At 58.2% G+C, this 25,188-nt stretch carries 24 protein-coding genes and 1 riboswitch; of the genes, 13 read left to right on the forward strand and 11 right to left on the reverse strand.

Annotated features, from left to right (window positions below):
* Nucleotides 1-156: 156 nt before the first annotated feature.
* Together HMPREF2878_RS02605 and HMPREF2878_RS02610 are read right to left on the reverse strand one after the other, a co-directional pair.
* Nucleotides 157-405 carry a hypothetical protein gene (locus tag HMPREF2878_RS02605; protein WP_016423221.1) on the reverse strand — a complete coding sequence of 83 codons (249 nt, stop codon included), beginning with the start codon at nucleotides 403-405 and terminating at the stop codon, nucleotides 157-159.
* A 75-nt stretch (nucleotides 406-480) separates the two neighbouring features.
* Nucleotides 481-1,932: a glyceraldehyde-3-phosphate dehydrogenase gene (locus HMPREF2878_RS02610; protein WP_049172209.1), complete on the reverse strand. Its 1,452-nt coding sequence runs from the start codon at nucleotides 1,930-1,932 to the stop codon at nucleotides 481-483.
* 183 nt (nucleotides 1,933-2,115) lie between these two features.
* On the opposite strand from HMPREF2878_RS02610, the gene HMPREF2878_RS02615 reads away from it, so the two are divergent.
* From HMPREF2878_RS02615 to HMPREF2878_RS02625, 3 genes are all read left to right on the forward strand, one after another.
* Complete coding sequence (locus HMPREF2878_RS02615) at nucleotides 2,116-3,009, forward strand: Cof-type HAD-IIB family hydrolase (RefSeq protein WP_049172207.1); 894 nt, start codon at nucleotides 2,116-2,118, stop codon at nucleotides 3,007-3,009.
* A 98-nt stretch (nucleotides 3,010-3,107) separates the two neighbouring features.
* A complete protein-coding gene (locus HMPREF2878_RS02620; RefSeq protein WP_070652790.1) occupies nucleotides 3,108-4,754 on the forward strand; it encodes a peptide chain release factor 3 in 1,647 nt (548 codons plus the stop codon).
* 24 nt (nucleotides 4,755-4,778) lie between these two features.
* Nucleotides 4,779-6,479 carry an FUSC family protein gene (locus tag HMPREF2878_RS02625; protein ID WP_070652791.1) on the forward strand — a complete coding sequence of 567 codons (1,701 nt, stop codon included), beginning with the start codon at nucleotides 4,779-4,781 and terminating at the stop codon, nucleotides 6,477-6,479.
* Here the strand turns inward: HMPREF2878_RS02625 and HMPREF2878_RS02630 are convergent.
* Both HMPREF2878_RS02630 and pnuC read right to left on the reverse strand, forming a co-directional pair.
* Complete coding sequence (locus tag HMPREF2878_RS02630; protein WP_016423226.1) at nucleotides 6,476-7,135, reverse strand: hypothetical protein; 660 nt, start codon at nucleotides 7,133-7,135, stop codon at nucleotides 6,476-6,478. The genes HMPREF2878_RS02625 and HMPREF2878_RS02630 overlap by 4 nt on opposite strands.
* A 10-nt stretch (nucleotides 7,136-7,145) precedes the next feature.
* Nucleotides 7,146-7,865 carry a nicotinamide riboside transporter PnuC gene (gene pnuC / locus HMPREF2878_RS02635; protein ID WP_070652792.1) on the reverse strand — a complete coding sequence of 240 codons (720 nt, stop codon included), beginning with the start codon at nucleotides 7,863-7,865 and terminating at the stop codon, nucleotides 7,146-7,148.
* Nucleotides 7,866-7,875: 10 nt separating this feature from the next.
* Nucleotides 7,876-8,045: riboswitch (FMN riboswitch) on the reverse strand.
* Nucleotides 8,046-8,154: 109 nt separating this feature from the next.
* Here pnuC and HMPREF2878_RS02640 point away from each other — a divergent pair.
* Complete coding sequence (locus HMPREF2878_RS02640) at nucleotides 8,155-8,949, forward strand: YwiC-like family protein (protein WP_070652793.1); 795 nt, start codon at nucleotides 8,155-8,157, stop codon at nucleotides 8,947-8,949.
* A gap of 51 nt (nucleotides 8,950-9,000) precedes the next feature.
* A complete protein-coding gene (locus tag HMPREF2878_RS02645; protein ID WP_016423229.1) occupies nucleotides 9,001-9,957 on the forward strand; it encodes a MinD/ParA family ATP-binding protein in 957 nt (318 codons plus the stop codon).
* 11 nt (nucleotides 9,958-9,968) lie between these two features.
* Here HMPREF2878_RS02645 and HMPREF2878_RS02650 read toward each other — a convergent pair whose 3' ends face one another.
* The 4 genes from HMPREF2878_RS02650 to ftsE form a co-directional block, all read right to left on the reverse strand.
* Entirely contained in the window at nucleotides 9,969-11,096 is a 1,128-nt protein-coding gene (locus HMPREF2878_RS02650; protein WP_070652794.1) for a 3-hydroxyisobutyryl-CoA hydrolase, read from the reverse strand.
* A 72-nt stretch (nucleotides 11,097-11,168) separates the two neighbouring features.
* Nucleotides 11,169-12,074, reverse strand: coding sequence for a polyphosphate kinase 2 (gene ppk2 / locus HMPREF2878_RS02655; RefSeq protein ID WP_070606543.1), 906 nt, complete (start codon nucleotides 12,072-12,074; stop codon nucleotides 11,169-11,171).
* A gap of 83 nt (nucleotides 12,075-12,157) precedes the next feature.
* Entirely contained in the window at nucleotides 12,158-13,060 is a 903-nt protein-coding gene (gene ftsX / locus HMPREF2878_RS02660) for a permease-like cell division protein FtsX (RefSeq protein ID WP_016423232.1), read from the reverse strand.
* Nucleotides 13,061-13,108: 48 nt separating this feature from the next.
* Complete coding sequence (gene ftsE / locus HMPREF2878_RS02665; RefSeq protein ID WP_016423233.1) at nucleotides 13,109-13,798, reverse strand: cell division ATP-binding protein FtsE; 690 nt, start codon at nucleotides 13,796-13,798, stop codon at nucleotides 13,109-13,111.
* A gap of 421 nt (nucleotides 13,799-14,219) precedes the next feature.
* Here ftsE and HMPREF2878_RS02670 point away from each other — a divergent pair, with 421 nt between their 5' ends.
* Nucleotides 14,220-15,602: an HNH endonuclease signature motif containing protein gene (locus HMPREF2878_RS02670; RefSeq protein WP_224783740.1), complete on the forward strand. Its 1,383-nt coding sequence runs from the start codon at nucleotides 14,220-14,222 to the stop codon at nucleotides 15,600-15,602.
* On the opposite strand, the gene prfB is transcribed toward HMPREF2878_RS02670, so the two are convergent.
* Entirely contained in the window at nucleotides 15,599-16,717 is a 1,119-nt protein-coding gene (prfB, locus tag HMPREF2878_RS02675; RefSeq protein ID WP_049189559.1) for a peptide chain release factor 2, read from the reverse strand. The two genes, HMPREF2878_RS02670 and prfB, sit on opposite strands and share 4 nt — an antisense overlap.
* Nucleotides 16,718-16,764: 47 nt before the next feature.
* Here prfB and HMPREF2878_RS02680 point away from each other — a divergent pair, with 47 nt between their 5' ends.
* Both HMPREF2878_RS02680 and hisN read left to right on the forward strand, forming a co-directional pair.
* Nucleotides 16,765-17,625, forward strand: coding sequence for an inositol monophosphatase family protein (locus HMPREF2878_RS02680; RefSeq protein ID WP_070549407.1), 861 nt, complete (start codon nucleotides 16,765-16,767; stop codon nucleotides 17,623-17,625).
* Nucleotides 17,626-17,635: 10 nt separating this feature from the next.
* Complete coding sequence (gene hisN / locus HMPREF2878_RS02685; RefSeq protein ID WP_049172187.1) at nucleotides 17,636-18,436, forward strand: histidinol-phosphatase; 801 nt, start codon at nucleotides 17,636-17,638, stop codon at nucleotides 18,434-18,436.
* A 42-nt stretch (nucleotides 18,437-18,478) separates the two neighbouring features.
* Here hisN and HMPREF2878_RS02690 read toward each other — a convergent pair whose 3' ends face one another.
* On the reverse strand, nucleotides 18,479-18,817 hold the full coding sequence (locus HMPREF2878_RS02690) for an ArsR/SmtB family transcription factor (protein ID WP_016423238.1): 339 nt from the start codon (nucleotides 18,815-18,817) through the stop codon (nucleotides 18,479-18,481).
* A gap of 72 nt (nucleotides 18,818-18,889) precedes the next feature.
* Here HMPREF2878_RS02690 and arsB point away from each other — a divergent pair, with 72 nt between their 5' ends.
* Together arsB and HMPREF2878_RS02700 are read left to right on the forward strand one after the other, a co-directional pair.
* Entirely contained in the window at nucleotides 18,890-19,957 is a 1,068-nt protein-coding gene (arsB, locus tag HMPREF2878_RS02695) for an ACR3 family arsenite efflux transporter (RefSeq protein ID WP_049172185.1), read from the forward strand.
* 15 nt (nucleotides 19,958-19,972) lie between these two features.
* Complete coding sequence (locus HMPREF2878_RS02700; protein WP_048733886.1) at nucleotides 19,973-20,401, forward strand: arsenate-mycothiol transferase ArsC; 429 nt, start codon at nucleotides 19,973-19,975, stop codon at nucleotides 20,399-20,401.
* On the opposite strand, the gene HMPREF2878_RS02705 is transcribed toward HMPREF2878_RS02700, so the two are convergent.
* Nucleotides 20,398-20,904 carry a hypothetical protein gene (locus HMPREF2878_RS02705; protein WP_070652795.1) on the reverse strand — a complete coding sequence of 169 codons (507 nt, stop codon included), beginning with the start codon at nucleotides 20,902-20,904 and terminating at the stop codon, nucleotides 20,398-20,400. The genes HMPREF2878_RS02700 and HMPREF2878_RS02705 overlap by 4 nt on opposite strands.
* Nucleotides 20,905-21,115: 211 nt before the next feature.
* On the opposite strand from HMPREF2878_RS02705, the gene HMPREF2878_RS02710 reads away from it, so the two are divergent.
* From HMPREF2878_RS02710 to HMPREF2878_RS02720, 3 genes are all read left to right on the forward strand, one after another.
* Nucleotides 21,116-22,072: a DUF418 domain-containing protein gene (locus HMPREF2878_RS02710; RefSeq protein ID WP_070652796.1), complete on the forward strand. Its 957-nt coding sequence runs from the start codon at nucleotides 21,116-21,118 to the stop codon at nucleotides 22,070-22,072.
* A gap of 2 nt (nucleotides 22,073-22,074) precedes the next feature.
* Nucleotides 22,075-23,148 carry a trypsin-like serine protease gene (locus HMPREF2878_RS02715; protein ID WP_070652797.1) on the forward strand — a complete coding sequence of 358 codons (1,074 nt, stop codon included), beginning with the start codon at nucleotides 22,075-22,077 and terminating at the stop codon, nucleotides 23,146-23,148.
* A 225-nt stretch (nucleotides 23,149-23,373) separates the two neighbouring features.
* On the forward strand, nucleotides 23,374-24,711 hold the full coding sequence (locus HMPREF2878_RS02720) for a sodium/glutamate symporter (protein WP_053087322.1): 1,338 nt from the start codon (nucleotides 23,374-23,376) through the stop codon (nucleotides 24,709-24,711).
* The last annotated feature ends 477 nt before the right edge of the window (nucleotides 24,712-25,188 follow it).

Raw genomic sequence — 25,188 nt, forward strand, 5'->3', positions numbered from 1 at the left:
GCTGCGCTGATCACCGCCGGCCCGCACGATGCGGCCCGGCGATCAGTCATGGCTACACCCCTCCCATACGATGTACGTGAAAGTCTCGCCTGACTATTGACAATCCACATAGGGCCCCACGCGGATTGGAACCGAGTGGCGACCGGACGCCGCCACCTAGGCGCCGAACAGGGCCACTTCCGCCGAGCCGTATTCGACGATCCCGAAATCACTTTCCCGAATCTTCATCCCCCGCCCGTGCTCGATGTCGCCGGAGGCCCGGAATTGGAGGCCGAAAACCAGATCCTCGTCGCTCAGTTCCGGCAGGATCACAATCCTCACCAACTCGAACGGCTCATACGCGGAATCCAGGTCGTCGTCGATGGACAGGAAAATCTCCCCGTCCCCCTCCCCTGCCCTCCCCATCGCCGCAACCCCCGTGGTTTAGGAGGGGGAAGAGGGCCTTCGAGGGCTCAGCAGCTCAAGCCCAGGACCGCCGACTTACAGCTCGTCGATGTGCTTGCGCTTCGGGTAGACGCGCGGGCGAGCGCCTGCGATCTCCTCAGCAATGCGGATGACCTGGTTGGAGTAACCGAACTCGTTGTCGTACCAGACGTAGAGCACCAGGTGCTTACCGTTGGCAATGGTAGCCAGACCATCAACGATGCCAGCATGGGTGGAGCCGACGAAGTCGGTGGAAACCACTTCTGGGGAGTGGATGTAGTCAATCTGCTGGCGCAGAACGGACTTCAGGGAAACCTCACGCAGGTAGTTGTTGACTTCGTCGCGGTCGACCTCAGTGTCGAGGGTCAGGTTCAGCACCGCCATGGAAACGTCCGGGGTGGGAACGCGGATGGCGTTACCGGTCAGCTTGCCCTCGAACTCCGGCAGAGCCTTGGCGACGGCCTTTGCGGCACCAGTCTCAGTGAGAACCATGTTCAGGGTGGCTGCGCGACCACGGCGGGAACCCTTGTGGAAGTTGTCAATCAGGTTCTGGTCATTGGTGAAGGAGTGGACGGTCTCGACGTGACCGAACTCGACACCCCACTTGTCATTGACGACCTTCAGCACCGGGGTGATGCCGTTGGTAGTACACGAAGCTGCCGACAAAATGTTGTCAGATTCCTCGATGATGTTGTGGTTGATTCCGTAGACGATGTTCTTCACATCGCCCTTGCCCGGCGCGGTAAGCAGAACCTTGGAAACACCCTTGGACTGAAGGTGCTGTGACAGTCCCTCGCGGTCACGCCAACGACCGGTGTTGTCGATGACAATCGCATCGTTAATGTCGTAGGCGGTGTAGTCAACAGTTGCCGGGTCATTGGAGTAAATGACCTGAATCGGGGTGCCATTTGCCCAAATAATGTTGTTTTCGCGGTCAACCGAGATGGTGCCGTCGAATGCACCGTGGACGGAGTCACGGCGCAGCAGCGAAGCACGCTTGACAATGTCGTCCTCACCATTCTGGCGAACCACAATAGCGCGCAGGCGCGGGCCGTTGAACAGTGCCTCACGAGCCAGCAGAATGCGAGCCAGCAGACGGCCGATGCGGCCGAAACCGTAGAGGACAATGTCGGTCTTCGGGGTCTGTGTCCCGGCACCGATGACGTCGGCAAGCTCACGCTCGAGGAATGCGCGCAGATCGCCGCCTTCCTCTTCGAAGCTGGTAGCCAGGGCGCCCAGGTCAATGGAGGCGGTGCCGAGATCCATCTTCACCAGTTCCTGCAGAATCGGCAGGGTCTGACTCAGGGGCAGCTCCTGCGAGGTGATGCGACGGGCGTAGCGGTGCGACTTAATGATGCCGGTCTCGGTAACGTTTTCCAGTCGGCGGCCGAAGATTGAAGTCACGACATCATTGTTGCGGCGCAGTTGTCCCAGGAGGGGGATCATCTGCTCTGCAAGGCTGATGCGCTCATTCCAGTCATTGCGCTTGATGGGGGCCGAATCCGACATAAATCCTCCTGGCTTAAATGAGTATGAGTTCCCCCTCAAAATACCCCGCACACGCTATTCACCGGCTATCGCCCTCAACTGGGTACCCCGTATTGTGGCCCAGCTTTCACCCAATCGGGGGAGACACCGGGAGACACCTCAAGGAAGAAAATTGAACCCTACTTACCCGTTAGAATAAGAGCCATGACGGAACCCCTGGATATCCAGCAGCAATCTCCCGCCCAGCCGCCATACCGCCTTGTAGTCACGGATATGGACGGGACTCTACTAAATGAAGACAAGGAAATCCCGGAGTCCTTTTGGCCGGTAGTCACGGAGCTGCTCGACCGCGGTGTCCACTTCGCTCCCGCGTCGGGCCGCCAGTACGCAACTCTGGCCGACCAGTTCGCCCCCATTGCACACCGCATCCCAATCATTGCGGAAAACGGCAACTATGTCGCGGATGCGGGCGAGGTGGTTTCGGTTACCAGTATCGACCACGACATCGTCACTCAGTTGGTACACGCGATCCGCCAGTTCAACGACAACCGTGTGGCGGCGGGCCGTACTCCCCTGTCGGTTATTATCTGCGGCGCTGCCAGCGCATACGTGGAGTTTTTCCCGCCGCATTTCAATATTCCGGAGGAAGTTCAGCAGCTGCAGTTCAACGAGGCCGCCAAGTACTACCTGAAGCTGCAGAAGGTCGATGATGTCATCGCCGCTGCCGCCGAGGACGGCATCGTCAAAATTGCCGCCTTTGATCCTTACTCCGTCGAAGAGGAATCGGCCGATTACCTGCGTTCCCAAAGCTCGCACTTGCGCGCGGTAGTCTCCGGTGCCCACTGGGTCGACCTCATCGATGCCAACACCAACAAGGGCACGGCACTCGCCGCCCTGCAGGAGGCCCTAGGTGTCTCTCCTGCCGAAACTGTCTGCTTCGTTGACTACCTGAATGATCTCGAGCTCATCGACCACGCAGGCCGTTCGTTTGCCATGTCCAACGGTCACCCGGAAATCAAACGCCGCGCCACCGACATCTCACCGTCGAACGCGGAGGAAGGCGTCATCACGACGCTGCGCGAGCTGTTCAACCTCTAACTGCAATTGACCCCTTACCCCACTGGAGCGGTAAGTTAGAAAGGTTGAACCCGATTCCCTTATTCCGATTTTCTTTTTAAGGAAAGCGTAGTTTCCCTGTGACCACTCTCGCCGAAGAAGCCGCACGCCGCCGCACATTCGCCGTCATCGCACACCCGGATGCCGGTAAGTCCACGCTCACCGAGGCGCTGGCGCTACATGCTCATGTCATTAACGAAGCCGGTGCTGTCCACGGCAAGGCCGGCCGCAAGTCGACTGTGTCCGACTGGATGGACATGGAGAAGGATCGCGGCATCTCGATTGCCTCTTCCGCGCTGCAGTTCGAGTACCAGCCAGAGGGGCACGACGGCGAGCCGTACATGATCAATCTCGTCGATACGCCTGGTCACGCTGATTTCTCCGAGGACACCTACCGTGTGCTCACCGCTGTCGACGCCGCTGTCATGCTTGTCGACGGTGCCAAGGGTCTCGAGCCTCAGACGTTGAAGCTGTTCCGGGTTTGTAAGTCCAACGGAATTCCCATCGTCACCGTCATCAACAAGTGGGACCGCCCGGGTAAGGCTCCCCTGGAGTTGATGGATGAGATTGTCGCGGAGATTGGACTGCAACCGACTCCGCTGTACTGGCCAGTTGGTGAGGCCGGCGACTTCCGCGGTCTGCTGGAGCGTGGTGAGGACGGCGAAGCCAAGCAGTTCATCGGCTTCGAGCGCACTGCCGGTGGCGCCACTATTGCCGCTGAGCGTCACCTCACCCCAGATGAGGCCTCCGCAGAGCAGGGCGACGCCTGGGAGACGGCAGCCGAGGAGTCCGAGCTACTTTCCGCCGATAGCGCTGACCACGACCAGGAGATGTACCTCGCTGGCGACACCTCTCCGGTGATTTTCGCCTCCGCCATGCTGAACTGGGGTGTCCACCAGATCCTGGACACTCTCTGCGAGCTGGCTCCGGCACCTGGTGCCCGCGAGTCCGACCCGGCTGCCGTTGCCGCTGCAGCGGCTGGCGGCCAGGGGGCTATCGTCGAAAAGCGCGAACCGACGGATGATTTTTCGGGCGTCGTGTTCAAGGTGCAGGCGGGTATGGATACGCACCACCGCGACAAGCTGGCCTTCATGCGCGTTGTCTCTGGCGAGTTTGACCGCGGCATGCAGGTCACGCATGCGCAGTCGGGACGTACTTTCTCCACAAAGTATGCTTTGACCGTTTTCGGCCGGACACGTTCGACTGTGGAGACGGCTTACCCGGGCGACATTGTCGGCCTGGTCAATGCGGGTTCACTGGCGCCGGGTGACACGATCTACGAGGGCCGCAAGGTTCAATTCAAGCCGATGCCGCAGTTCGCGCCCGAGCACTTCCGCACTCTGCGCGCCAAGAGCCTGGGCAAGTACAAGCAGTTCCGCAAAGCTGTCGATCAGCTCGATGCCGAGGGCGTGGTGCAGATTCTGCGCAACGATACCCGCGGCGATGCCGCCCCGGTGATGGCCGCGGTCGGCCCGATGCAGTTCGAGGTCATGATGGCACGCATGGAAAACGAGTACAACGTCGAGACCATCGCCGAGCCCATCCCCTACTCCGTCGCCCGCTGCACGGACGAAGAGACCGCGCCTGAGCTGGCAAAGCAGCGCGGCGTGGAGATCTTCACGCGTTCCGACGGCGCCCTCATCGCCCTCTTCGGCGACAAGTGGAAGCTGTCCTTCATTGAGAAGGAGCACCCGGAGTTCACGCTCGAGACGCTGGTCGCAGACTAGAGTTTTAAGGAGATTTCACCAACATTGAGCCAAACGGTTGAGCTTCCTCCACAACCAAGTGCATGGCAACTTTTTACTGCCTTCCACTCCCGTGCACAGAGATGGCCAGGCGCCCTCCGCGCAGCACTCGCGCTATTCCTGCCGGGTGCCGTGGCACTTCTCACCGGACATGGCTCGGAGATGCTCCTTATCGCCGCTGGTGGGTGCGTGGTCATCTATGGCGAAGGCCACCCCTACCGCAGTCGTCTGCGCGTGATGGCCATCGCCGGGCTATGCCTGATCGCCGGAGTTATGTCCGGCAGTTTTGTCGGATCAGTGGTCCACGGTGAGATCGCTTCCGGCGGCAGCAATCTATGGCTGCTGCTCATTGCGCTTTTTACGACGATACTGGCCACCATCGGCGCTTTTATTCAAAACGCACTGCGCCTGCCACCGCCGGGTTCATTTTTTATTGTGATGGTCTCCGGCGGCACAACAATGGTCGCCCGCCTTGGCTTCAACCCGGTGGAAACCGCCATGTGGGCTACCGTTGGCGTGCTTTCCGCGATAGTCATCGGCATGGCACCGCGGTTGTGGAATCCGCATGGCCCCGAGATGGCGGCTGTCGAATCCCTTGAATCAGCCATCGACGCGATGGAAAAGTCAGACTCGACATCGTTCGCCGTTCATCACCAGGCGCAAACTGCACTCACCGACGCATGGGAATCGCTTGCCGACGCAGGCATCATCCGTGGCAGCAAAATCGTTAAGCCCTCCCACACGGAACTGGTCAACCGTGTCATTGCTGCTCATCAGCGTCTGATTGCTATCCGCACACGCTTGGGCGTGCACGGCAGCGCTGTGGACATCGTGGACACGCCTAACCTCTTCGACGAGACGCAGACAACCATTCCACTCGCGCGACCAAGCGTGAGTTACCGGATCTTCCGCTCTTTCGATCGCTATTCCCATGCGTCGATGACTGCGGCAAAGGTTGCTATTACCGGTGGCTTAGCTGGTCTCATCAGCGTGCTTGTCGGTCTCGACCGGCCTGACTGGGCGGTGGTCAGCGCATTGATGACTCTGCAGTGGGGTCCCGACCGCACCGCTGGTTCGATCCGAGGGATTCACCGCATGGTCGGCTCGATTATCGGCATTTTCCTCTATGCGCTGCTCTTTTCCTTTGGCCTGGACAGCTGGACGCTACTTATCGCGCTTGCAGCCTGCCAATTCGGCGCGGAGATTCTCGTGGTGAAGAACTATGCGCTGACGACAATCGTCACCACTCCATTGGCGCTGCTGCTGGGCGGAAACGTCGCTGGCGAACTCGCACCGATTGTGACCGATCGTGTCTTGGAAGTCGGTATCGCCTGCGCGCTGGCTCTCGCTGTCCTGCACTTCTGGCCAACCGAGAGCATTGAAAAGCACTACCTGCGTCATATTCCGCGCTGCTATCGACAGATGGGCGCTCTTCTCGGCGCGCTGCTAACCGGTACTCCGAATCAGGCGCTCGATATTCGTCGAGATCTCCAGTACGAGCTGCTCAGTGAGCGCCAGGCCATCTCGTCTTTGGCCACCAACGACCCCGAAATCGCCACTCCACACTGGGATGGGCATCGTCGCATTCGCACAGCTGGCTATTTGTTGCTGGACTACTGTCGCACGCATCCAGATATCCGCCCCTCTCACGAGGAGATTTCCAAGCTCGCTGAGGTAGTCCAGGCAGCTAAAGCTGAGGAGCGCTAGTCCTCCGGCAGCGGGGGCTCCTTGCGCAGGTCGCGGGCTGTTGCCCGCCGTACCTCGCGCGGTTCCTCCTCCGAGCCCCGCGAACGGAACTTAGCCGCGATGTCCTTCAGCGAAGACGACAGCGGCGGCAGCTTCTCCAGCGCGTCACGGCCCGCGTCCCACGCGTCGGTAGCAATATTTTCCGCTTTCCGACGGAACTTGCGGACCTTCTCCTCACGCTGCCGCTTAGTCTCTGCCGCGTCATTTTGCCGCTCGCGCTCACGCTCAAAGGCGGCGACATCGCGGGCCTCCGCGTCGGAAAGCCTCTTCGAGGCGTGTGCCGCGGCGTCCCACGACTCCTCCAGCGATTCCGCGAGGTGCAACATGGCATCGATGCGCTTTTCAACTTCGCGCAACTTCTCGCGGTAGCCCCGCTGAATGTCATAGCGGCGCATGATGCGGCGGGCACGAGTGGCCTCATTGCGCCAGGTGATGATTGCGCCCTCAGAAATCGACTCATCGACGACGAAACGCATCGTCCACGGGTCGACATCAGCGCTGGCCAGATTGTTGCGTACCCGCTCCTCGCGGTCGAGGACGTCCTGCACGAGACTGCGGGCACGCTCTTCGGCTTGATGGGCGCGGTTGGTACGGGAGTTATCTGGTCGGAAGCTCACCTGGACTATCCTACCGCTCGGCTGCTGCCAAAGCCGGTACTTGGTCGGTCTCGGAGCTCTTCTGCTGGTCATTGTCGCTCTGGTGCTCGAGGCGAACCCAGGAGACAAAGCCCCAAATAACGAAGCATCCGTAGAAGAGGTACAGCGCCGCCGACGGGTAGTAGCCACCCTTGAGCAGCAACGGCACTCCCACGGCGTCAACGGCAATCCAAATTAGCCAGAATTCGTTCCACCCGCGGGCCATACCCCAGGTCGCCAACATCGAACCGACGAAAATCCAGGCATCGGCCCATGGCCCCCACGAGCCCAGCATCTCAAAGACATTGGCACAGATCACAGTGGCGAAGATAGCCACGGTAATCATCCCAATGCGTTCCGATGCCGTCGCCCACCGCGGCTCAATTGCGACCTCGTCACCGCTCTGATTGCGGCTCTTGACCCAGCTGAACCACCCGTAGAGACTGACGACGATAAACATGACCTGACGCCCCGCCTGGCCATAGAGATCAAGATTTTGCGGCGTGTGGAAAACTCCGCCGAGGAAGACGGTAAACAGCAAGGCATTTCCGATAATGCCGACCGGCCAAGCCCATACCTTCCGTTTCATACCTAGGAAGGCACACGCCAGGCCAAAGAGGTTACCGACAATTTCACGAATCAAGATTGGCGCTCCCGCCACACTGAGCTGTGCAGTGAGGAAACCCACCAAAAAACCCGACACGTATTCCACGAATTATTCAACTCCTTCTCTTTCATCCGGACTATGACCGTCGGTTTCGGATTCCAACCGAAATCTGCTTGTCCCCTACCTGACGACCCTTCTGGCCACAGGTAGGGCGCTCGTGGACTTGTCTGCGTCAGCCGCAGCATCACCACCGGTGAGGAATTTCACCTCGCCCTGAGAATGCGAGTTCAACGTTAGCACTGTCGCCTTGCGCGCATGTGCATTTTATTCAATGAGGTTTCAATATGAGGTTCTAATACAGCCCCGACATAATTACGCATCTACAATGCGTAGTATGAGCCAAAAGCCCCGCCAACCACGTCCTCCCCGCCCCGCCCGCCGCTCCCATCACAAGCGCTCCGCTGGCTGGGTTCCGGACCAGCACGGCGCCTGGTTCATGGTCACCATTCCCCCGCTGACCGCTCTCGCCCTCAACCCCACATGGACAGGCCTTGCCGTCACCGCAACCTGGCTGCTCGGCTACTTCGCATTCTTCGCCGTCAGCGTCTGGCTCCGCTCTCGTCGCCAACGCCGCCACCTCGCACCCGCCGCCACATACACCGCGCTCACCGCCGTCGCCGGCTGCATCACACTGCTTGCCGACGTTTCCCTCCTCACCTGGGTCGCCCTCATTGCCCCTCTTGCCGCTATCGCTATTTGGGAGACCTACCGCCGCCGACCGCGCTCACTTCTCTCTGGTGTCTCCACCGTTCTGGCCGCTAGCCTCATGGTGCCTATCATCGCCGGACCAACCCCGAAAGCTTGGGCAATTGCGGCTATCTACGCTGGATATTTCGTCGGCACCGTGCCCTATGTAAAAACTATGATTCGCAAGCGCGGCAACCGCCAGTGGCTCATTGGCTCGGTCACGTATCACGTTCTCATTACCGCCGTGGCCATCATCGGGTGGCTCGTCCTCCACGACCGGAACCTCATCAGCATCGGTGTGCCCATCGTCGCAATTGGGCTTCTCATCAGGTCTTTTACCATGCCAATCTCCGGCGCTCGCCGCGCTCGGCCGTGGACTCCGAAACAGGTCGGAATTCTCGATGCCTTCTTTGGAGTCGCCGTCGTTCTGGCTGCGTGGTAAAAACGACGGCGGGGACATACTTTGGGGATTTTTGGGGAGGGGATGAAGTCTATGACTTCCACCAAACACGCAGTCAATCACGCAGTTTCCGTCTCAGACTTGGCCGCTAGCCTGAACTCGCGGCAGGCACCACAGTCGGGCTGGCGCAGCTGGGTTCATAAGGCCACCTGGGGCGCAATTTCACCGCGGGAATCATCGTCGGCACGCAAGCAACGCGAGCTGATAGAGCGGGTGCGACAGCCTATCTACGGTGACTACAACATCGCTGTTATCAGCGTGAAGGGCGGCGTTGGCAAGACGTCGACAACCATGTGCCTGGGCGCCACGCTTGCAAGCCTGCGCAGTGACCGAATCGTCGCGATCGACGCGAATCCGGACTTTGGCACCCTCGGCGCACGCGTCACCGCAGCCAATCCCGCATCTATTCGCGATCTGCTCCGAGCCCCGGATACGGACAAATACGCGCAGGTCCGCGCATATACATCACACACGCCGTCACGGCTGGAGGTTGTCGGCAGCGACCAAAATCCGACATCGACGATCGCGCTTTCCGACGGCGAATACTGCGCGGCCCTCGACATCCTTCGGCGGCATTACAACGTGAGTCTGACAGACTGCGGTACCGGCCTGACGCAGCCCATCTCCGCTTCGATTCTGTCTGCGGCCAATTGTCTGGTGCTGGTCACCACGCCTGCACTGGACGGCGTGAAAAGTGCCTGGACGACATTGGATTGGCTTTCAGCGCACGGCTTCGAACGGCTGGTCTCTACCACTGTCGTGGTGGTCAACGAGCTAAATAAACAGGGACTGTCCACAGAGACCGTACACGAGTTATTTGCCCAGCGCTGCCGCGCAGTACAGGTCATCCCCTATGATCCGCATATCGCAAATGGTGCCAATATCGAGCTGGACAATCTCCAGCCTGCCACCACCCAGAGCTATCTCGAATTGGCGGCCATGATTGCCGATGATTTCGCGCCGACGACTGGCCGCCACAGCTTTGTCTAACGCATAGCCAGCTAACGAAGGTGCTGTCGAATCTCCTCGACGTCAACTTCCTGCACGGTAGCGGGCTTAAAGGCGGCGTCGCGGTCCTTATCCACCAACACTGCCCGCACGCCCTCGGCAAAATTGGGGTGCTGACGCATGTAAGCGCCAAGCTTCATTTCCCGGTCTAGCGCCTCCTGCAAGGTGACCTCGTGGGCCGAGTTAGCCGCATAGAGTTCCACGGCCGCTACGAGACTTTCCGGGTTGGCGGGTGCCAGCAGGTCGCGAAAAGTCTCCACTGTTGACGATGCACAGGAGCCCGCCTCAGCGGCTTCGTTGAGAGCTCGCTCAATCTCCGACCAGGTATCAGCCCCAAAGCAAGCCTCAATGCAGTCGCTCCACTCGGCCAACTGCGGATCCCCGAGCAGATCACGAGCCTCAGCTGAGTCCACATCGAGCGCATACTCCGCGAGCGCCGAATCAATTCCATCGCGGTCCAGAGCCGCAACAAACTCGTCCAGCTGCGCGGATGGCACCGCATGTGTCGCCCATCCAGACCACAGCATGTCCGCCGCAGTAAGGCGGTAACCGGTCAGCCCGGTAAACCTCGCGATTGCCGACGAGGGCCCTCCTAACCGCGTGTTCACATGCTGCGAAAAGTGGGTAATGCCGACGTCGGGAATAAAGCCGATTGCCATTTCTGGCATGGAAGCGCTGGCACGCTCGGTCACGATTCGGTGGGAGCCGTGCATAGAAACACCAAGGCCACCGCCCATAGCGATGCCATCAATAATCGCGATATATGGCTTGGACTGCGCGAATTCCGCAATCATCGCGTTCATCTCGTACTCATCCCGGAAAAACTCCTCCCCCTGCTCCGGAACGCCATCGAGCACAGCCTGCCGAACTGCGCGCACATCACCACCGGCACAAAACGCCTTGGGGTGACCGGATGAAACAACAATGTGGTCCACCGAGTCGTCGTCACGCCATGCGCGGAGCCCCTCGACGACCTCGGTGACCATATCCAAATCGAGCGAATTAAGTGCCTTCGGCCTATTCAGCCGAAGGTGACCAGATCGCCCGTGGACTTCTCGCAGCACCTTCGGCTCATCGACCTCGGTGCGTGCAGTGCCAGAACCGTTATCAGTAGCAGTCATGTCACCCAGTGTGACACAGATAACTAACCAGGGAAAGGTTCTGACGACCAGAACCTCACTGAGACTAAGGAGCTACTTCTTCTTGCTCTTCTTGTCCTTTTTGTCCTTCTTGTGCTTCTTGCCCTTCTTATCGGACTTGCCTGCGCCCTTTACGCGGTCAGCCTCGAGATTGGCGGCAACGTCCGGCACATAGCGGAACTCCGTGCGCGGCGGACGCTCGTAGCTTCCCTCCGACTCCGGACGCTCCGGGATTTCCGGAACATCGCGGTGAATGCGCTCGTACGGAATGGTCGTCAACAGGTGGTTGATGACATTGATACGCGAACGCTTCTTATCCTCAGACTCAACCGTGAACCACGGTGCGGACGGGATATCGGTGTGGATGAACATCTCATCCTTTGCACGGGAGTAATCCTCCCAGCGGGTGATGGACTCCAAATCCATCGGCGAGAGCTTCCAGCGGCGCAGCGGATCCTCACGGCGGGACTTGAAGCGGGCAACCTGCTCCTCGTCCGACACAGAGAACCAGTACTTACGCAGGATAATGCCGTCTTCGACCAGCAGACGCTCAAAAATCGGCGCCTGATGCAAGAAGCGACGGTACTCCTGGGAGGTGCAGAAGCCCATGACCCGCTCAACGCCGGCACGGTTGTACCAGGAGCGGTCGAAAATCACGATTTCACCAGCAGTCGGCAGCTTTTCGACGTACCGCTGGAAGTACCACTGACCCTGCTCACGGCTAGTTGGGGCCGGCAGAGCCTCAACACGGCAGGTACGGGGGTTCAGGTACTGCGTGATGCGCTTAATGGCCGACCCCTTGCCGGCAGCGTCACGCCCCTCCATCACGATGACAATTCGGGCACCGGTTTCTACTACCCACTGCTGCATTTCGACGAGCTCTGCCTGGAGCTTTTTAAGCTCGGCCTCATAAGCCTTCTTGTCGAGCTTCGGTGGGCGCTGGACGTCGTCATTATTCATAGTCCACAGTTTACCCGGCAGGGCGCGACGACCCTATTCGCCGGGTTTAACCGCGGGGCCTAATAGCTAACCTTTTTGCAACCCTAGTCGCGTGAGTAAAGACGCAGCGTGACCTGCGCAACAAGCCCAGCGAAGACCATGCCAATAACGACCACGATCGGCGCCACCACACCGATATCGCCGTTGGTCAGCGGCGCCAGGAGCTGTGCCTTGTACAGGTTACTCAGCGCCGGATCGATGACCGTCGCCTTGCCCAGGAACAGCGCACCAATGGCCAGCACACCACCAATCAGCGACGCAATCACAGCCTCGAGGACGAACGGCGCCTGCGTGAACCAACGGCTGGCACCGACCATGCGCATAATCTCAACTTCCTTACGACGCGAGAACGCCGCAATCTGCACCATGTTCGCAATCAGGAACACAGCGGCAACGGCCTGCACCGCAGCCAGCAGGAAGGTCGCATTTCGCACCGAATCCAAGTTCTGAGCTGCAGTACCGATCTCTTCATGCTGGTCAGTAACGTGGTCGACCTGTGGCAGCTCCCGAATCGGATCGAGCGGGCTGACATCGGTCGGATCGCTCAAACGCACCATCACGACAGCCGGCAGCGACTCCGGCGTCGCATTTTCCACGAGCACGGGGTCACTGTCCTTGAACATCTCCACGAAGTGGTCAAAGTTTTGCTGACGATTTCGGAAGGTCACCGAATCAATGCCGTCAGCCTCTTCAAGCTTGCCGACGACGTCAGCGCACTCCGGCGAGGAGCAAGTTTGGTCTTCGGCGGAGATTTGTTCATTCAGCTCAATCTGCACTTCTACTCGATCGAGATAGAGATCCTTCGTGCGGCTGGTCTGCTCAGTAACCAGGATGCCCGTCGCAAGCAGCGCCAACGACACCGCAGTCGTAATAATCATCGCGATGGTCATCGTGATGTTTCGGCCCAAGGAGGAGAAAGCCTCACCGAGGACAAAGCGAGTCTTCATAGGTCAGTAATACCTTTCGAATGAGTTCTTCTACCGATGGACTGTCTGCTAGTTGTTCAGGCCGTAAACACCCGTGGCGTCGTCACGCACGAGACGCCCCAGCTCCAGCTCCAGCACGCGGCGACGCATGGAGTCCACGGCATCGTTGTCGTGAGTCGACACAATAACGGTCGTGCCCATGCGATTGATGCGGTCAAGCAGGAGCATGATGTCACCGGAGGTGCTTGGGTCGAGGTTGCCGGTGGGCTCGTCGGCAAGCAAGATGAGCGGGCGGTTGACGAAGGCGCGAGCAATGGCGACGCGCTGCTGCTCACCACCAGACAACTCGTGCGGGTAGCGGTTTTCCTTGCCCGAGAGCCCGACCATTTCGAGCGTTTCCGGAACTGCCTTGTCGATTTTCGCCTTCGGCTTGCCAATTACCTGCAACGCGAACGCGACATTTTCGTACACCGTCTTCTTTGGCAGCAGGCGGAAGTCCTGGAAGACATACCCCACTTTTTGACGCAATTTAGGGATGTTGCGACGAGAAATCTTGGTTAGATCCTGGTCTGCAACCGTCAGTTTTCCTGAATCCACTTTCTCTTCACGCACCATAAGGCGCAGGAAGGTCGACTTACCAGAGCCCGACGGTCCAATGAGAAAGACAAACTCACCTTTATCTATGTGGACTGAAACGTCGTCGAGAGCTGGTCGGCTAGAAGTCGAGTAGGACTTGGTAACCCCGTCGAAAGTGATCATAAGTAGACACTCTAATCACTTAAGCCACTCAAGTCACTCTGGAATGCGTGGAATTGGTCGCCGTGACGGGATTGCGGGAACAGGCGGCGTCGAACGCTACCCCAGAGCGCGCGACTGCACGAAAGCTCACGCCATAGCGGCATTCGAAATTATTTTCCCCAAAAATCTTTAAATACCCCTTTAATTCGCTTGCCTGTTCGATTACAATGAGCCATGAAAGATTAAACACGAGGATTAAAAACACCGAATAGCATCGCCGAGCTGCTTGAAGCTCGGAAAGTTAACACTCAGAGCTAGTCGAAAATACTTTCCCTACCTCTTCCCTATTCCAACATTTCAACGTCCAGGCCTTATCTTTCAGGGGGATTCAACAATGGCCAGCGGGGAAAATATACCACGCAAACGTACTTACACTGCGGCGATGGAAGCAACAGCGCCACGCTTTCACCATGAGATTTCTCAAACAGCACCAGCACGTCTTGGAATTGACCGCAATCGAGCTGACTTGAAGCTTGCCCTTGCTTGTGTTCCCTGTTCTTCAACAAAAGATGTCGAAGATTACATCGCCAAAATCGCTCCAGCTCTTGGCATGTCACGTGGGAGAACACTCCAGTACATCGATGTCGGAATGCAACTAGAGCGACTCCCGCGGTTAAAAGAGCTTCTGCTCAAACGCGCACAGCTACCGCTTCCCCACATGCGGGTCATTGCCACGGCCATCCTCCCATTGGATGACCCCTCGGCTGTGAGATATTTCGAAGACCATCTCCTTGAGCTGATCACGCCGAGAGTCAATGGTGAAGTTCTTCGCGGAGTTCGGAGCCTTCAACAGAATATTCAGCGACTTATTGATGAAGTCAGCCCGCTATTGCGCCCGAAGAATGAGTACGACCCGCCGATCACTTCGTTTCAAAAAGGCATCGAACAAAAAGCTGGCGAATCTATAAAGTTCGAGTTAAAGGACACCCTCACTGAAGTCACCATGGAACTGATGCCTGAGCGGGCAATTGAGTTTCAGAAGGTCTTGGAAGAAATCACCGCTGATCAAGACTGCGACTTCGTCGAGGCTTTTTCACACCTTCTGCACGGGACTGCTCAGGTCACCGCCACACTGAATCTGTACTGCCCGCTTACCCAAGACAAGCCCCAAGAAGCCTGGATTGGCGGCCTAGGGTGGATCAACAAAATCGCCGCTGAATCCTGGCTCGATCGGGTCACTAGCATCCGGCTACTAGCGGACGAGAAAACGGAAAAGTACTCGCCAACAGAGCGACAGCGTACTTACATCCAAGGTAGAGACGGCACCTGTCGCTTTCCCGGATGTGATGTCGATGCGACGAAGTGCGACATCGACCACATTCAGCCGTATAACCACGAGAATCCCGACGAAGGTGGCCAAACCGAGACGCCCAACCTCCATTGCCTATGCCGTCGCCACCACAATCTAAAAACGGCCGGTCTTTGGAATGTCGTGCGCGATATCGACGGCGTGGAGTACTGGACCTCCGCCACTGATCAGAGCGCTGAAAAAGCTGCCCTAATCAGCACAGAATCAGGGCCGCTCTCCGGCCACGGTCGCTACTCCTTCGACCTGCGCAAGACAAAGAAAGCACAGACACTCAAGGAGTACAACGAGCAGAGGTTGGAAAACCTCCGCGAATCACAGGAGCTGACAAATCAGGCTCGCGAAGAACTGGGAATGAACAAAAACAAGAGAAAATCAGAAGCCGACGAGCCCACCACACCGGAAGCACCGGAAACTCCCGAGACACCGGAAGCACCCGAAGACGAACCGCCGTTCTAGCGCTGCTCCCCTTCGGACTGCTGAGCCATGCGCCAGCGAATACCGGCCTCAATGAAACCGTCGAGGTCACCGTCGAGGACCGACTGCGGGTTGTTGACTTCGTATTCGGTACGCAGATCCTTCACCATCTGGTACGGGTGCAGCACATAGGAGCGCATCTGGTTACCCCACGAGGCATTGCCGCCTGCGCCGAGAGCGTCCAGCTCCGCGCGCTCTTCCTGGCGCTTCTTCTCCAGCAACTTCGCCTGCAGAACACGCATGGCAGATGCCTTGTTCTGGTGCTGCGACTTCTCGTTCTGACAGGTCACCACGATGCCGGTTGGGACGTGCGTAAGTCGGACCGCGGAGTCCGTGGTGTTCACCGACTGCCCACCTGGGCCGGAGGAGCGGTAGACGTCGATACGCAAATCTGACTCGGGGATGTCGATGTGATCCGTTTCCTCCACAACCGGCAGCACCTCAACCTCAGCGAAGGAAGTCTGGCGGCGCCCCTGGTTGTCGAAAGGACTAATACGAACCAGACGGTGCGCACCCTGCTCGACCGAGAGGGTGCCGTACATGTACTCGCCATGGACGACGAAAGTAGCGGACTTAATACCGGCCTCTTCAGCGTAGGACGTGTCGTAAACCTCGACCTTATGCCCATGCTTGTCGGCCCAGCGCAGGTACATACGCATGAGCATCTCGGCCCAGTCAGCGGCATCCACGCCACCGGCACCGGAGCGGATGTTGATGACCGCCTCGCGCTCGTCGTAAGGCCCCGAAAGCATCGTAGTGACCTCGAGGGATTCGATGTCGGCACGCAGCTCAGCGCGTTCGGCATCGGCCATCTCGACGGCGTCGGGGTCGCCCTCCTCTTCCGCGAGTTCGTACATCACAGAGAGATCGTCGAGGCGCCCGCGCAGCGAGTCGATCTTTTTCTTCTTCGCCTGCGCCTGCGATAGTGCGCTGGTGACCTGCTGCGCGTGGTCGGGGTCATCCCACAGCGACGGGTCGGCGGCCTGGGCTTCCAACTCCCTGATCCGGTCGGAAAGCTCGTCGACATCGACCACCTTCTCAATGGTGGTCAGCGTCGCGTCGAGTTCTTTGAGGTCAGCATTCAGATCCGGGTTCACGGGTACTACCTTAGCTATACCGCCTGTTTCGGTGCACAATAGGACGTATGTCTGAATCCACCGCCAGCCAAGATTCCAGCCAAGACCTAGAACTCTTTCTCTCCCAAGTATCCGAGTCGATTGTGGCATCGGATACCAGCGTTGCGGTTGCCATCGTGAAGCGTGCCGCTACCATTGCCGCTCGTATGCGCGACGAAGGCCTGGTCACGGAGTACAAGACATCGATTTCCGACGTCGTCACCGCGGCCGACCGCGCAGCGGAGAAATTCGTCGTCGAGGCTTTGGCCGCGCTCCGCCCGGAGGACGGCATTCTTGGCGAGGAAGGGTCCGCGAAGGAGTCCCAGTCTGGTCGCACGTGGGTGATCGATCCTGTCGATGGCACCTACAACTTCACCACTGGTTCGGACTACTGGTGCAGCGCATTGGCGCTGGTTATGGGCGATGCGAACAATCCGGATGAGGTCGTCCTCGGCGCGGTGCACCGCCCGGCAACGGGCGAGAGCTGGATTGGTGGCCCCAATCTCCCGACCACTCGTATCAACCTCGATGGCACTGTTGATGACCTCCGGGTCACTGACCGCCCCCTCTCGGAAGTCTGCGCAGCGACCTACCTCCACACCACGGTGGTGAGCTCGAGCGAGGAATCCGAGGCCACGGCTACAAAGTCCTGGCTGGATGCGGTGTCCCGCAGCGCTACCTGGCGCATGCTGGGCTCAGCGTCGGTGGATATGGCAGGCGTTGCCGACGGCCGCATCGGCGTATGGTTCCAGCGCGACGTCGCAGCCTGGGACTGGCTGCCTGGGTATGCGCTTATCTCGGGCGCAGGCGGCGAATGTACGTCGGTGGGGCGCTGGAAGCTTGCGGGCTCGAGTGGCCAGGTCGCAGAGCTGAGTGAGGTTCTGCGCTAGAATTTCGGCCATGACCACCTCTTACTCCGAAGATCTCGCCCTCGCACTCTCGCTTGCCGACGCAGCCGACGACCTCACGATGTCCCGCTTCGAGGCGGCCAATCTAATCGTCGAGTCCAAGCCCGACCTGACTCCGGTCTCCGATGCCGATATCGCGTGCGAGAAGCTGCTCCGCGAGATTCTGTCGGACAAGCGCCCGAGCGATGAAGTTCTCGGCGAAGAATTCGGCGGCGAAGCTGTGTTTGAGGGCCGTCAGTGGGTCATCGACCCCATCGACGGCACCAAGAACTTCGTGCGCAATGTCCCGGTCTGGGCCACCTTGATTGCCCTGCTGGAGGACGGCAAGCCGGTTGTCGGCGTAGTCTCTGCCCCAGCACTGGGCCGTCGCTGGTGGGCATCCAAGGGCGACGGCGCATTCAAGCGCACCCACGTCGGTGGCCGGGAAGCCGCTCAGCGCCGCATTGAGGTCTCGAAGGTGGCAGACATCGCGGACTGCTCAATTTCCAACTCTTCGCTCACCGGCTGGGCCGAGCGCGACCTGCGCGACAACTTCATCGGTCTCACCGATGACGCCTGGCGCCTGCGTGGCTATGGCGACTTCTTCTCCTACTGCCTGGTAGCCGAGGGTGCGGTCGATGTCGCCGCAGAGCCGGAGGTTTCCCTGTGGGACCTGGCAGCGCTTGCGATCCTGGTGGAGGAAGCTGGCGGCCACTTCACTTCCCTAGTGGGAGTCGACGGGCCGCACGGCGGGGACGCAGTTGCGACGAATGGGGTGCTTCACGACGCCGTCGTCAAGCGCCTGGGCGGGTAAACAGGGTTTTCCAACCTATCGCAATTTGCGACGAGCGGCTCACTATCTCCCGTCCGCGTGACCGATATCCAGGATACGTCGCAGCTCAGCAAATACCTCAGGGCGTACCTCATGGGTTACCACCCGTCCACTCTTAGACCTAGTTAGCAGCCCGGCATCCGCCATGGTCTTTAAATGATGCGACACCGTCGGCTGACTAAGCCCAGAAACAGCGGCCAGCTCCCCTACGGTCATCGGACTACAGCCAGCGGCAGCGAGCTGAGACAAAATTTGCAGGCGCGCCGGTTGCGCCAGCGCTTTGAAGAGCGTTGCCGCAGCCTGCGCTTCCGCCGCGTCGAGAGGCCGACCGCCAAGTGCACAGCATTCTGAGATTTCGTCCATACCCGTTGAGGCTACACGGCCTCCCCTCTAAATATATTGACAATCATCGATATATTGATTACACCGGAAACTATGACACAGACTACAAAGTCACTCAGCTTCCTAGACCGCTTCTTGCCGCTATGGATTGCAGCTGCAATGGCAATTGGCCTCATTCTGGGCAAAATTGCACCGTCACTTGTGAACTGGCTGGCAGAGGCAAAAATTACGACAATTTCCGTACCAATCGCCATCGGATTGCTGGTCATGATGTACCCACCGCTCGCAAAGGTTCGATACGACAAAACGGGCAAAATTTTGACATCAAGGAAGCTGATGGGCATCACAGTCTTCCTCAATTGGATTCTCGGCCCCGCACTGATGTTCACCCTTGCCTGGATATTCCTCAGTGATAGTCCAGAACTGCGCACTGGCGTGATCATCGTCGGTCTCGCCCGCTGCATTGCAATGGTTTTGGTCTGGAACGACCTATCTTGCGGCGATACTGAAGTCGCTGCCGTATTGGTGGCCGTCAACTCGCTATTTCAAATTTTCATGTTCGGCGCTCTAGGGTGGTTCTACCTGCAGATTCTGCCCTCCTGGTTGGGACTGGAAACCACTTCCGCCACCTTTTCTTTTTGGGCAATCGCACTATCTGTAGTGGTATTCCTCGGTATTCCGCTTCTGGCTGGCGCGGCATCACGCATAATTGGTGAACGCACCCGTGGTCGCGACTGGTATGAAAATGAGTACTTGCCCAAAATCTCACCATTGGCACTTGCCGGCCTTCTATACACAATCGTGTTGCTCTTTGCGCTTCAGTCACAGCAGATTCTTGAGAATCCCTGGACCGTTGCGAAAGTGGCACTACCACTAGTGATCTACTTCCTCGCCATGTTCGCGATCGCTCTCACTTCGGCCAAGGCCGCGGGCATGAACTACGCAACCTCCGCATCGATTGCCTTTACGGCCGCCGGAAATAACTTCGAGTTGGCAATTGCGGTTGCGATTGGCACCTTCGGCCCATTGTCCCAGCAAGCACTTGCGGGAACGATTGGACCACTTATTGAAGTACCCGTACTCGTTGCACTTGTCTACGTCACCCGCTGGCTCGGGCCGCGCCTTTTCCCTAATGACCTTTCCGTACCGGACAAACTATAGAAAAAGGATTCTGAAATGAAGGAAATCCCGAAGGTACTTTTCATCTGCGTGGCAAATGCCGGTAAATCCCAGATGGCCGAGGCCATTGCGCGTGCAAAATATGCCACGCAGTTCATCGCCCTTTCAGCAGGAACGAACCCCAAAACTACTACCAATGCGCTTGCAGCCAAATCAGTTGCAGAAATCGGCGCCTCTATGGACAGTGCATCACCAAAGCCCATTGCCCCCACGATTCTCCGGACTGCAGATCGTGTTGTCATCATCGGCGATGCCGCTCATGTAGAGCTCCCCTCGGACGCTCAAGGCTCACTCGAGCGTTGGCTTACTGACGAGCCCTCAAAACGAGGCATCGACGGAAAAGAACGCATGGACCTGATTCGCGATGACCTCGAGCGCCGTATCGACGAGTTAGCTGTCGAACTCCGTTCCACTAAGAATCCCTAAGCGGCAGAATCCAACAAAAGCCGCCTTATCGCCAGCGTAAGCCACACGACTGCGCCGACGCCTGCGATGAGACCGAGGAGCAGGAACATCAGGCCGACTGCCCAGAGCCCGGTGGTGTCGTCGGTGCCGGCAATGATGCTCCAGCACAGGGCGTAGCCGGCGACGGCAGCCCACCAGGTGGGCAGCAGGTTCAGAGTTGGGGCGGGCACGCGCATCATGGCAGAGGCAGTGAGGATGACCATCGCAAAGCCGCTGCAGAAAACCTGCCACGGCGAGTAGTCGTATTCGCCCTCAAGTGTCCACGCGAGCGTACAAAAGCAGATTAGGAATGCTGCGACAAAGACGAAAATCGTGTGCCCAAATGCGATACGCTCGCCGTATTTTTTGGCCAACCATGCGGCACCCACCCATGCGAGAGCGATGGGGATGGCAATGATTAATAGGTACGCGAGGAAGACGCCTGGCACCTCTGCCCAGGTGAAACTCGTCAGCATCGATGTCATGCCACCAGGTTACGCCTGCCTCTTAGCTTTTTGAGCGCGCTAGTTTCCCAGTAAAAACACAGACGAAACACCATGATTTACACATAGTCACTTAATGTATTGTCAGGTTCGGTTGCTACAACTAGAAAGTCGTTTTCAATACGCCGTTTGTAGAGAGTGCTTTTTACCAAAGAGCACCTCCCTATAAGTTGTAGTAAAGGAGAAATCCGGGGTGAATAAACCTACCCGAATTGTGGGGCTCGATATAGCGCGCTCACTCGCCATCATCGGCATGATCATTGTCCATATGGCCTCACTACTTTGGAGCACAAAGGTTGTGCTCTCTGGCCTACCCTCATCACTGTTCGCCATTATCGCCGGCGCCACAATGATGATCATCGGCCGCAATTACAGCAGCACTACCTTCTTGCGCTTGATCACTCGCGGCGCCCTAATCATTCTCATCGGCCTGGCACTATTGCCGGTGGGTGGAGAAATTCAGGTGGTCCTCGTCATCATGGGCCTGGTAATGATGCTGGTTTCCTGGATGCCAGCGCTCGGAACCTGGTGGCGAGTCGGCTTCTTCATCGCCGCCACCATCGCCGCCACAATTAAGTACGCGCCTATGACGCTGCCGCAGATCTATCCGCTACTCGCGTGGATCGCATATTTCATCGGCGGCATGCTGCTTTACGACGTCTACCTACGCCGTCGCCTGCAAGACACTTCCACCTCTGAGAACAGCGCCAATGCTCGGTTGAGCTGGATTGTCACCGCTGTCAGCGTTGTCGTCACTGCCGTCGGCATGTACTTCCGATTTGATCCAGAGATTGCTGGCTGGCTCCGCTTTACCGGACACACTGGCGTCTTCGGCGAAATCATTCTCTCCGTCGCTGTTGCCGCTATTGTGTTGCACTTGTGCCTGTTCGTAGGCGATCGTTTCCCAGCTGTGGTTTACCCATTCGCGGCTATGGGAACAATGTCACTGACTATCTACATCCTGCACGTTCTCACCGCGTTTTATTGGCAGCAGAATGTTGTATTGCATTCCACGTTGTCCGCAGCCGGTTTCATCGTATTCTTCCTCGTCATTGCTAGCCTCTGGAAGAAATTTGTCGGACAGGGCCCTGCCGAAAAACTCGTTGCCACCGCAATCAAGGCCATTGTTCCTTCTGGGAAAGGGAAATAACCGTGAAGAAAACATCTTTTTCCATCGCAGCAATTGTTAGCAGCACCCTGCTTCTATCTGCAGCCCCAGCTCTTGCATTGGAAAACGGCGAACCCGCACCTGCGAATGCTGAAAGCAGTTCTGTGGCCGCGCTGAAGATTGGCAAAATCGGCAATTTCGGCGACTGCACAGGCACCCTGGTTGCCGATCAGTGGGTGCTCACCGCACGCCACTGCCTGGAGTCTGTGAACAACGAAGGGACCCAGGCCCGGATCGGCGGGAAGGTCTACGATGCCGATTCTTGGGCGCTTTCTCCAATGTCTGATGCGGGATTGCTTCACCTGACCCAAAAGGTCACCGACGCAACCCCGGCGAAGGTCTCCCGCGATATCCCCACACCTGGACAGACGGGAACTCTCTACGGCTGGAGCAGCAGCTCGTCCATGGCACGATCCGGGCAGCTTCCGATGACCAAGATGGTCGTCAATGAGCTGCTGGGCGGCGGGCCGACTGAAGGAACTCCAGGTGAGGCTGCGCCTGGTGGTGCTGTTCCGGGTGACGCTACTCCAGGCGAAGCTGTTCCGGGTGAGGCTATTCCGGGCGGCGCTGTTCCGGGTGACGCTATGGAATCAATGGAGATGCAGCCAGGAGCTGCCATGCCAGATGACTCCAAAACCGAGTCGATCCCGGCAGGGACAGAAAGTATCCCAGCCGACGCTGCCATGATGCCAATGATTCGAAGCGCCATCCTGGACGCACATTCCGTTTCTGGCGCGGGTATGCAGGGAGGCGACTCCGGCGGCCCATTCTTCGTCGACGGAAAGCTCGCTGGTCTCGCTACCGCCGGAACCTCCAATGGCGACCCTGACCTGCCCTCCCCCAGCGCGGCTATAACTACCCTCGCTGGCACTGCTGACTGGATCGATGACATCACCTCCGGCCGTGACACAGAAAGTGTGCTGACTGCGGAGAACACTCCTGCTCCGCCAAAGACCATTCAGACCAGCGGTGATCACGTGTGGGCCTACCTCGCCATCGCATGCGCTGGCGTGGTTATCGCGGCGGCTTGGTCGCGCATTAGGAATGGGCGACAGTAAAACCGTCTGACCTCAACCAAAACCACCTCCCAGAAGGAACTGGGTAGGTGGTTTTTCTGCAAAGGAAGTGAGCTCAACTGGGGCCGAAGCCTCAAAATCTCGCGGTAGCTAACATACAATCGCAACGTATCCCTATGGTTCTAACCCTTTTCTTAGAATCCATGATGTGGTTCGCATAATTGTTAAATGGTGAAACCCCACCTACGAGAAAGGCAATAAGTTCACGTGGATGGCTACACACCCTTCGACGTCTTGATGGATATCGGTTGGATCTCGCTGCTGCTCATCATCGGTAATTTGATGCGACGGTTCATCCCCTGGTTCCAAAAGCTTCTCATCCCCGCACCGATTACTGCGGGCTTGCTCGGCTTGCTGCTAGGCCCCAACGCTTTGGGAATAATCCAGTTCAGCGAGCATTTCGGCGACTACGCGACCATTCTCATCGCGGCAGTCTTCGGTGCCCTGCCATTCACAATGGATTTCGATGCCAAGGTGCGCCAGCGCGCGCGAACGATGTGGTCCTATTCCGTAGGCATGTACCTGGCGCAGTGGGGATTCTTCGCGCTACTCGGCGTGATAATTTTCGCCCCACTGTTCAATACGCCGGACTGGTTCGGCATCATGCTTCCCGTTGGTTTCGTCGGTGGCTTCGGTGTGGCCGCCGCAGTTGGTGGCGCGCTGGACTCAGCAGGCATGACCGAGGCCACGAGTTTGGGTTTTACGGCCGCAGCGGTGGGCATGTTCTCCGCAATTATCGGTGGCGTGATTTTCGCCCGATGGGGCTCGAAGAAGGGCCATACCAACGAGCTGCCAGACTTGGATAAACTGCCGGAGGATATGCGGACAGGCATCATCTCCCTTCCTGGTCAGCGCCCAAGTGTGGGGCGGGCGACTACAAGCCCGTCCTCAATCGAACCAATCGCGCTGCACGTTGCAGCACTAGCGGTGACGCTCTTCCTGGCAAATATCCTGACCAACTGGGTCAATGACATCTTCCCTGCACTGAGCTTCCCACTATTCGCAATGGCATTCCTGGTCGGCCTGGCAGGTGTAGGCGTGCTGCACCTGATTAAGGCACCACACTACCTGGATGCAAAGTTGATGGGTTCGGTCTCCGGCGCGTCGACGGACTTCCTGGTTGCAGTCGGCATCGCGTCGATTGTGCCGGCAGTGGTGGCCACCTACATCGTCCCGCTAATTATCCTGTTCGTCGTGGGCCTGGCCTTCTGCCTGGTGTTGTTCTTCTACGTCGCACCACGCATCTTTGAACATGGCTGGTTCGAGCGCGCCGTATTCAGCTGGGGCTGGGCAACTGCCTCCGTGGCCACGGGCATCGCCGTACTGAAAATTGTGGACCCGGAGCAGAAATCCGGCACGCTCGAGGAATTTGGCATGGCCTATGTGGGATTCGCGCCCTTCGAGATCGCGGCAGCCATCCTCGCACCCATCGCAATCCTCGCCGGACTGGTGTGGCTATTCGGTGGAGTCGCGCTTATCGGCGGGCTAGCCCTGTTGATTCCGCCGATGATCATGCTGAAGAAATCGAAGACCAGGGCTTCGTAGAGTTCTTTATAGAGGGCGGGGACAGGAAAAGTTTTCTCCCGCCCTCTACTGTTGCGACCCCACCGTGGACTGACTAGGCCCGTCTGCCAGCTATTTTCTAGCGCTGCGCTCACTTATCGATGCATAATTCACCTATCGATGCGCTCCAGCGTATCCATAAGTGAATAACTCATCGATATGTGAAACCGAAAGCCAGCAGCGCGTACATGAGCTGAGGCAAATCGACCGGAATCAACCCAGCACCCCCTCAAGCTAAGTACCTTCAGGCCGACTAATCGAGCAGCGCCTCACACCGCATTTCTGATGGCCGCCCCTTTAATGCCCGGTTGTGCAGTGCGCGAGTTCGTCAGACCCAACGGCTACCCAACGACTTACCCCCCCCAAAAAAAACGGTGAAAAACGGTGATTTGGCCCCAGAATAAAGAAGACCCCTACCGGCGTTGCGGGTTAAGTAGCAAAAAGTGTGTCTGACTTTCA

The sequence above is a fragment of the Corynebacterium sp. HMSC065H09 genome (assembly GCF_001812845.1).
GTDB classification, from domain to species: domain Bacteria; phylum Actinomycetota; class Actinomycetes; order Mycobacteriales; family Mycobacteriaceae; genus Corynebacterium; species Corynebacterium jeikeium_D.

Coding starts and splice junctions, on each gene's coding strand:
- HMPREF2878_RS02605 (WP_016423221.1), bottom strand. CDS start 405: ATGGGGAGGGCAGGGGAGGGGGACGGGGAGATTTTCCTGTCCATCGAC.
- HMPREF2878_RS02640 (WP_070652793.1), top strand. CDS start 8,155: ATGAGCCAAAAGCCCCGCCAACCACGTCCTCCCCGCCCCGCCCGCCGC.
- HMPREF2878_RS02650 (WP_070652794.1), bottom strand. CDS start 11,096: ATGACTGCTACTGATAACGGTTCTGGCACTGCACGCACCGAGGTCGAT.
- ppk2 (WP_070606543.1), bottom strand. CDS start 12,074: ATGAATAATGACGACGTCCAGCGCCCACCGAAGCTCGACAAGAAGGCT.
- HMPREF2878_RS02680 (WP_070549407.1), top strand. CDS start 16,765: ATGTCTGAATCCACCGCCAGCCAAGATTCCAGCCAAGACCTAGAACTC.
- ftsE (WP_016423233.1), bottom strand. CDS start 13,798: ATGATCACTTTCGACGGGGTTACCAAGTCCTACTCGACTTCTAGCCGA.
- hisN (WP_049172187.1), top strand. CDS start 17,636: ATGACCACCTCTTACTCCGAAGATCTCGCCCTCGCACTCTCGCTTGCC.
- HMPREF2878_RS02615 (WP_049172207.1), top strand. CDS start 2,116: ATGACGGAACCCCTGGATATCCAGCAGCAATCTCCCGCCCAGCCGCCA.
- HMPREF2878_RS02690 (WP_016423238.1), bottom strand. CDS start 18,817: ATGGACGAAATCTCAGAATGCTGTGCACTTGGCGGTCGGCCTCTCGAC.
- HMPREF2878_RS02705 (WP_070652795.1), bottom strand. CDS start 20,904: ATGACATCGATGCTGACGAGTTTCACCTGGGCAGAGGTGCCAGGCGTC.
- HMPREF2878_RS02610 (WP_049172209.1), bottom strand. CDS start 1,932: ATGTCGGATTCGGCCCCCATCAAGCGCAATGACTGGAATGAGCGCATC.
- HMPREF2878_RS02700 (WP_048733886.1), top strand. CDS start 19,973: ATGAAGGAAATCCCGAAGGTACTTTTCATCTGCGTGGCAAATGCCGGT.
- ftsX (WP_016423232.1), bottom strand. CDS start 13,060: ATGAAGACTCGCTTTGTCCTCGGTGAGGCTTTCTCCTCCTTGGGCCGA.
- arsB (WP_049172185.1), top strand. CDS start 18,890: ATGACACAGACTACAAAGTCACTCAGCTTCCTAGACCGCTTCTTGCCG.
- HMPREF2878_RS02670 (WP_224783740.1), top strand. CDS start 14,220: ATGGAAGCAACAGCGCCACGCTTTCACCATGAGATTTCTCAAACAGCA.
- HMPREF2878_RS02645 (WP_016423229.1), top strand. CDS start 9,001: ATGACTTCCACCAAACACGCAGTCAATCACGCAGTTTCCGTCTCAGAC.